This window comes from Hespellia stercorisuis DSM 15480 (genome assembly GCF_900142165.1).
In the GTDB taxonomy this organism is placed as follows: Bacteria; Bacillota; Clostridia; order Lachnospirales; family Lachnospiraceae; genus Hespellia; species Hespellia stercorisuis.
Genome location: NZ_FQZY01000040.1, coordinates 32,887 through 40,493, shown reverse-complemented (window position 1 = coordinate 40,493; position 7,607 = coordinate 32,887). Strand labels below are relative to the sequence as shown.

Sequence of the window (7,607 nt, the reverse complement as noted above, 5' to 3'; positions counted from 1 at the left end):
TTTCCGATTTTGTAACCCTCTGCGGTAATACGTGGGTTTATCAGCTTCACTTTCTGTTCTGGCTGGAAATGCTTTTCCCCAGCTTCAGCAGGAAGTGTTACGATAACATCATCGGCTTTCTGTACATCGGAGTAGAGGTTGTAGCTTCGGGACACTGCCGTCAAGCGTCCGTTGATCCTACGCTGTACAACCTCGTTTTCTCCTGCAAATTCCAAGTTTCCAAAAGTCTGTGCCATGTTCGGCACTACAAATTTTAATTCCATATATATTTACCTCGATTCTTTCTGTAAGTTTGTAGTTTCTATTCGGGCAGATAGATTGATACCAGCAAGCTCCCAGATTATCAAGGGCAAGCGTTGTGCTTTCAGCACCCTTGACAATCCGCTCTCTTGCAGGTCATTGGCAGACAAGCCCGAATAAAGGTAGTCTGCCGACACGTTTTCTGTCGGGGAACGGCATTTTTGCTTCATTGTATCAAACCGTCCTATACGTTTTTAGATTTACGTCTCTTTAAGAAATACGCAAGTCCCAAGCCACCACCAGATGTTGCAAGCAGGGCAAGAAACCCTAAGATATTTGTAGTGTCGCCTGTCTTTGGGGCGTTACTGGTTTTCGTTGGTGTGCTGGATTCTGGTGTATCTGGTTTTTCTGGTGTGGGCGTTTCGGGAACTTTCTTGATTGTTACCGTCTGTCCCTTATCTGTGATGTCCTTATGTTCTAATTGACACAGTATTACAATGATTTGCTAAGTGTTCCAGAAGTACCACGAGCAAACAGACAGGCGACTGGACGTTGTGTGCAACCTACCAATATCAAAAAGATACATGACATTATTCGCTGTGCATTGAATCAAGCAATCGGCTGGGAATACCTTGATACGAAAATGAGGAATCCTGCTTCTCTTGCTACTTTACCTACAATGAAAAAAGTAAAGCGTAAGGTCTGGAAGATTGATACTTTCAAAGAAGCAGTACGGCTTGTAGAGGACGATTTACTACTTATCTGTATGCACTTGGCGTTCTCGTGTTCTATGCGTATTGGAGAGATTACAGGACTTACGTGGGAAGATGTGATTATTGATGAAGAATCAATCAATAACAATCAAGCAAGAGTAATCATTAACAAGGAACTGTCCAGAGTATCTGTAACAGCTATGCAGAAGTTAAAGGAAAAAGACATTATCAAAATTTTCCCTACCTTAAAACCACATTGCACTACTAGACTTGTATTAAAGATACCTAAAACAGAAACAAGTAACCGTATTGTCTGGTTGCCTAAAACAGTAGCTTTATTGTTGGTTAAATTTAAAGAAGCCCAACAGGAGTTAAAAGAATTTTTAGGAGATGCTTACAATGATTACAACCTTGTAGTTGCATTGGAAAACGGAAATCCTGTTGAGAGCCGTATTGTAAGAGACAGATTCCAAAATCTCTGTGAAGAACATGGTTTTGAAGTTGTAGTTTTCCACAGTCTACGTCATTTGAGTACAGGTTATAAACTTAAAATGACAGGTGGAGATATTAAGTCTGTACAAGGAGACACAGGACACGCAGAAGCAGAAATGGTTACAGAAATCTATTCCGAAGTAATTGACGAAGATAGACGTTACAATGCTCAAAAGATGGACGAAGAATTTTATGGTTCTTTAAACGAACCAGCAAGCACAGAACCGACAGAATCATTAACAAATGAGGAAGAACTTCTATTACAGTTATTAAAGGCAATGTCGCCCGAAATGAAAGAGAAGCTTTTGAAACAGTCGCTTAATGCTTAAGGATATACTGTGACTGTTCCAGTCTTAAAAAAACTTGCTAACAAAAAGTGTTAGCAAAACTGTGAAAAATCTTCAAAATTTAAGTTTCAAGAAAAAAGTGTTAGCAAATATTTTCAGATATAGAGTACAAAAAACATATAGAAAACATCTACTTATTTCTTTATAACAAGCCACATAAAGATATAACAAAAAAAGCTGAAAACCTTGTGTTTAAAGGCTTTCAGCGTTATTATCTGGCGTTCCAGACAGGAATCGAACCTGCGACGTTTCGCTTAGGAGGCGAACCCTCTATCCTACTGAGGTACTGGAACTTATTTAGTTTTGGCTGTTGTTGCAACGCTCGCTTAGGAGGCTATTGTTATATCCATTTAACTAAGGGAACATAGTGCCTAATAAATGGCTTAAACACTGGGTTTGTAGCACTTTATCAGGTTTTGGTTTTCATAAACACTAATCGATTTCTGAATTAGAAAATATACATTTTTTCTTGCCATTGAACTGCAGAGACATATTTATTTTCCTTTAGTATTCTATACTATCCTTGCATTTCATGCAAGTCTTTTCTATTTTTCCTGTTAAAAACTATCTTATCTTTATTTTTATCTGATCAGATCAGGGTACGGGTCAAAGCGGATATTTGCAATCCGCTCCGCCACTTTCCCATAACCTTATATCACTGCTCATTGTTATTATGAGCACCCTGTCTTTTTAAAAATTAATAAATCCCTGAAGCCAGATATTTCCCTTAAATCTTCTTCCTACCGCTGGTTCTCCAAGCACCTTCTCCACCGGAACGCATACATCGAACTTTAATTCATTGATATGTAGACACATCTGATACAATTCTTCGTTTGTGGTAGTATTTACCACCGTTTCTACTCTCAGAATCTCTCCCAGCACTGAATATTGATCACATTCCACACCGAAGGGCATGAAGTAGGTATCTACAATGCTGAATACGTCCTCAGAAATCAATCTTCGGGACACTTTTGAATACATATCTATGTCATCCAGTGTAAGTGTCTCTATGGCCGTCTGATCGCCTTTGCGGGCCGCATTAAGGAGTGACAGTCTGTTCTGGCTCTGCTCATTTCTGATTTTCGTCTGTTCTTCATCCTTTTTCACGGGAAACAATATCTTTCCTCCCATTGATAATCCGGATAATGTGACAGACGTAGACTGCTTCGGAATAAGGCCGAGCTGCTTCTCCTTCATGTACTCAACACCGTTCTGCAGGTGGAAGATCAGGCTGATATCCACCCGGATATCCTCACAGATTCCCATGTATTCTTCCTTCTCAATGCGGCGTTCCACTGTAATATCAGCATAGGACGTGACTCCGTCACCGCGAAAGTAAGGAAAATAGTAATCCGCCTCGAAATGTTCTTCCGTATCGAGTTCTCCGCAGATAGCGATACCGATCTTCTTTCCATACTGTTTCTTATATTCACAAAAATCTGCATTTTCATCATAAGAAACTATGGTCTGATGAGTAAAGGTATTCTCAATCTTGCGGAGTAATTCTTTTTCTTCTCTTTTACATTTTATATCCGAGAAGCCGATTGCTTTCAAATACTGATGCATATATTACTCCCACTATGGATTATATTTCGCCAATAGTCTTTATTTTGTAAGTTCTGTATGTCCGCCCATGTATGGCTGTAATGGTGCCGGGATTCTCACAGAACCGTCCGCCTGCAGGTTGTTTTCCAAAAATGCGATCAGCATTCTCGGTGGTGCGACTACCGTATTGTTCAATGTATGAGCAAAATATTTGTTTCCATCTTCATCTTTTACACGGATTCCAAGTCTTCTTGCCTGCGCATCTCCGAGATTAGAACAGCTTCCTACTTCAAAGTATTTCTGCTGTCTCGGTGACCATGCTTCAACATCACATGATTTTACTTTCAAATCTGCCAAATCTCCTGAACAGCACTCCAGTGTACGAACCGGGATGTCCAGTGAGCGGAACAGATCCACTGTGTTCTGCCACAGTTTGTCATACCATGCCTTGCTCTCTTCCGGTTTACATACCACGATCATTTCCTGTTTTTCAAACTGATGGATTCTGTATACACCACGCTCCTCGATACCATGTGCACCCTTTTCTTTGCGGAAACATGGAGAGTAGCTTGTTAATGTTTTCGGAAGTTCACTTTCCTCAAGCATTGTGTCAATAAATTTTCCGATCATGGAATGCTCACTGGTTCCGATCAGATACAGATCTTCTCCCTCGATTTTGTACATCATGGCATCCATCTCGGCGAAACTCATGACACCGGTCACAACGTTGCTTCGAATCATAAAAGGTGGTACACAGTATGTGAATCCACGATCAATCATAAAATCTCTTGCATAAGAAATCACTGCTGAATGAAGTCTTGCGATATCGCCCATCAGATAATAAAATCCATTACCCGCAACTTTTCCTGCTGCCTCCAGATCAATTCCGTCAAAGCTTTCCATGATCTGCGTGTGATACGGAATTTCATACTCAGGTACTACCGGCTCTCCGTACTTCTGGATTTCAACATTTTCACTGTCGTCTTTTCCGATTGGCACAGAAGGATCAATAATATTAGGTATAATCATCATATTTCTCTTGATTTTTTCCTCAACTTCTTTTTCCTCTGCAGATAAAATTTCAATTTTTTCTCCATCTTTTGCAATCTGTGCTTTTACTTCTTCTGCCTCTTGTTTTTTACCCTGAGCCATCAATGCACCGATCTGTTTGGAAACTTTGTTCTTATTTGCTCTGAGTGCTTCTACCTCACCTTTTATGTCGCGGTTTTTCTGATCTAATTCCAACACTTCATCTACCAGTGCAAGTTTCTCATCCTGAAATTTATTTTTGATGTTCTGCTTTACTATATCTGGATTTTGTCTTACAAATTTGATATCTAACATGGTTATTCTCCTTTTTATTGGCTTGATCTTATTTATTTCATTTTTTTAGTTTGATTTTATTTCATTGGCTTCATCTTGTCGGTTTAATCTTGTTTGTCTCATCTTATTGGCTTCGTCTTATTACTTCGCATTTATAGATTCGTCTTTATTTTTGTTCTTGATTTATTCGCTTTTTTACTTGTTTTACACCAGATCTTTAATGTCAAGTCCGTATGCCTCCTGGTAGATTGCTCTGTCAAGTGACTCTGCCTCTTCCTCTGCCAGTTCGATATAACTCTCTCCCTTGACGATTTCCTTGATGTAGGTATAGCAGCCATCTCTGCTGTGCATTGCATTGATGATCCATCCATTGTTATTTCCGTCAAGCATTGTCAGCGCAAAACTTAAGTTTCCGCCCATCTCATGAAATGCATCGTATTTCACAATTCCAAGTTTCTGATAATCACCTTCTATTTTTCTTGTGATATCTTTAATATCCTGCTTATTCTTCTTCGCCATCTCCATCAGAGATTCAATGTCTTCAAACCTGTCAAGAACACTTTCCTCTAAAGTCTTTCCATCTTTTCCCTTCATAAACGAGGCATAACTTGTCTTTAACCTATTATATTTCATATTTACGTTCATCAACAATACAAATAACAAAACTTGTATCAAGAACAGTAAAATTATCAAATACGAGGCGTCAAGTCCCATATTTGCAAATAATCCGCCTTCCATCTATAGTTTCTCCTTTTACTGAATTTATTTTGAAACTTTTTCTTATATACACGCGTGTTATATCATGAATTAAAGTACAAATTCATGATCGGCATTCGCCGTTCGAAAAATGCAAGTGCTTGACTTAATCTCTGATCGACATTATCAAGTCGAATATACGTTCGAGCTCATCTTCGGAATAAAACTCGATTTCAATCTTTCCTTTACCTTGCGTTTTTTGATTTACGCTGACCTTTGTTCCTACGATTTTTTTCATCTTCTCTTCCAGATCTTCATAGATAAAATTGTTTGCAATCGATGGCTTCTTAGTCTCTTTTTTAGGATTTTTAAGAGATTTTATCAACTTTTCTGTCTCACGCACACTCAATTTTTCATCAAATATCTTATTAGCAAGAATGTATTGCTGTTCTTTATCGTCAATAGCAAGTAATGCTCTTGCATGTCCGGTTGAAATCATATCATCGATAATCATCTGTTGTATTCTGCTGTCCAGTCTTAATAAACGCATTGAATTTGTAACAGCAGTTCTGCTTTTTGATACTCTTTCCGCAACCTCATCCTGTTTTAGAGAAAATTCTTCCAATAACTTTTTGAAGGCCATTGCTTCTTCAATCGGATTCAGATTTTCTCTTTGGATATTCTCAATCAATGAGATTTCCACTATTTCCTGCTGTGTATAATCCTTTATTACAACAGGTACTTCTTTTACACCGGCCAGCTTTGCTGCTCTCCAGCGTCTCTCACCTGCAACGATTTCGTAATAATCTTTTTTCTTCTGTACGAGCAGTGGCTGCAATACTCCAAACTGTTTTATGGAATCTGCAAGTTCCAACAGTGCATCCTCATCAAAGTCTTTTCTCGGCTGTTCTCTGTTAGGTTCAACAAGAGATATTTTCACCATTTTTTCCCCGGAATCATTTATTTCTTTTTTCTCTTCAATGATTTCACTTTTGATTACACTTTCTGCTTTAATTACTTTTTTATCTGACTTATCTTCTGTCTTACTTTCAATCTTCTCATCTGATTTGAGTTCTGTCTTGATTTTAGTCTTTTCTTCTGGTTTGTCCTCTATACTGCTCTCAGGCTTTTCTTCGGCTGCAACCTTAGCTTCTTTTTCAATTTTTTCGGATGCTGCCTGTTTTTTTGCCTTTTCTTTATTATCTGCTCTTCTATCTGGAATCAAACTATCCAGGCCTTTTCCAAGTCCACTTCTCTTCACTGCCATCAGTCATCTTCTCCTTTATGAATCACTTCATCTGCTAACAATCTATAACTTTCCGCACCCGTCGACTTTGAATCGTATAAATTAATTGGCATTCCATAGCTCGGTGCTTCCGCAAGTCTGATGTTTCGAGGGATAATTGTCTTATAAACATTTTGATTAAGATTATCCTTCACATTTTCAACTACCTGAAGAGATAAATTGGTTCTGGCATCATACATAGTAAATACCACGCCTTCTATTTCCAAATCTGAATTAAGACGTTCTTTTACAAGTTCGATTGTATTTATTAACTGACTTAAACCTTCAAGTGCATAATATTCACACTGAATTGGAACAAGTACACCGTGTGCTGTTGTCAACGCGTTAATTGTCAGCATTCCAAGTGCTGGCGGACAGTCAATAATTATAAAGTCATAATCATCTACTATTCCAGATATTGCGTCTCTTATGATAAATTGCTTATTATCATTATCAATCAATTCTATCTCTGCTGCCGAAAGATTAATATCTGATGGCAAAACATCAAGATTTTCTAAAACATCTTTACGTATACATTCTTCAACTGTGCTCTCCCCAAGTATCAGATCATATATGTTGGCGCCATCATCATTTTTATCAACGCCAAGTCCACTGCTCATGTTTCCCTGCGGATCCATGTCAATTCCAAGTACTTTTTTACCCTGAACAGCTAAAGCTGCTGATAAATTGATTGCAGTTGTAGTCTTACCGACGCCGCCCTTTTGATTGGCAACAGCTATAATTCTTCCCATACTCTTACCCCTTTCTATTTGCACTTTATAATTATATCATCTTTTCTTTTTTTTATCTACCCAATGTTTCACGTGAAACATCGTTTTTATCTGTATTTTTTTACCAATTAAAGTATTATGTATAGTTTGATCAGCACTCAGAATTTATATTTTCACTTTTCCTAGTCTAAGGAAGCTGATTTATTGAGTATTAGTAGTTTTTTTGTAATTATAT

At 38.1% G+C, this 7,607-nt stretch carries 6 protein-coding genes, 1 tRNA gene and 2 pseudogenes; 1 reads left to right on the top strand and 8 read right to left on the bottom strand.

The genetic code is table 11. The features are described 5' to 3' along the window. Together BUB85_RS13090 and BUB85_RS20995 are read right to left on the bottom strand one after the other, a co-directional pair. Nucleotides 1–263 (bottom strand): YdcP family protein (locus tag BUB85_RS13090; protein WP_073111222.1); only part of this gene is annotated, 263 nt, incomplete at its 3' end. A gap of 221 nt (nucleotides 264–484) precedes the next feature. Further along, a pseudogene (locus BUB85_RS20995) lies at nucleotides 485–718 on the bottom strand (LPXTG cell wall anchor domain-containing protein); the annotation flags it as partial. Nucleotides 719–721: 3 nt separating this feature from the next. Between BUB85_RS20995 and BUB85_RS13085 the strand changes: the two are divergent. Beyond that, nucleotides 722–1,774 (top strand): annotated as a pseudogene (locus BUB85_RS13085) (site-specific integrase); the annotation flags it as partial. A 234-nt stretch (nucleotides 1,775–2,008) separates the two neighbouring features. Here the strand turns inward: BUB85_RS13085 and BUB85_RS13080 are convergent. The 6 genes from BUB85_RS13080 to BUB85_RS13055 all read right to left on the bottom strand — a co-directional run bounded on the left by BUB85_RS13080 (nucleotide 2,009) and on the right by BUB85_RS13055 (nucleotide 7,393). Next, nucleotides 2,009–2,085: transfer RNA gene (locus BUB85_RS13080), tRNA-Arg, on the bottom strand. 397 nt (nucleotides 2,086–2,482) lie between these two features. Next, nucleotides 2,483–3,358: a DUF3881 family protein gene (locus BUB85_RS13075; protein ID WP_073111220.1), complete on the bottom strand. Its 876-nt coding sequence runs from the start codon at nucleotides 3,356–3,358 to the stop codon at nucleotides 2,483–2,485. A gap of 39 nt (nucleotides 3,359–3,397) precedes the next feature. Continuing rightward, nucleotides 3,398–4,681, bottom strand: a complete 1,284-nt coding sequence (serS, locus tag BUB85_RS13070) for a serine--tRNA ligase (protein ID WP_073111218.1) — start codon at nucleotides 4,679–4,681, stop codon at nucleotides 3,398–3,400. 183 nt (nucleotides 4,682–4,864) lie between these two features. Next, nucleotides 4,865–5,398: a DUF4446 family protein gene (locus tag BUB85_RS13065; protein ID WP_073111216.1), complete on the bottom strand. Its 534-nt coding sequence runs from the start codon at nucleotides 5,396–5,398 to the stop codon at nucleotides 4,865–4,867. 124 nt (nucleotides 5,399–5,522) lie between these two features. After that, on the bottom strand, nucleotides 5,523–6,623 hold the full coding sequence (locus tag BUB85_RS13060) for a ParB/RepB/Spo0J family partition protein (RefSeq protein WP_242945423.1): 1,101 nt from the start codon (nucleotides 6,621–6,623) through the stop codon (nucleotides 5,523–5,525). Beyond that, the gene (locus BUB85_RS13055; protein WP_073111213.1) at nucleotides 6,623–7,393 is read right to left on the bottom strand and encodes a ParA family protein; all 771 of its coding nucleotides are present in this window, start codon (nucleotides 7,391–7,393) and stop codon (nucleotides 6,623–6,625) included. The genes BUB85_RS13060 and BUB85_RS13055 overlap by 1 nt, the downstream gene beginning before the upstream one ends. Between the last annotated feature and the right edge of the window lie 214 nt (nucleotides 7,394–7,607).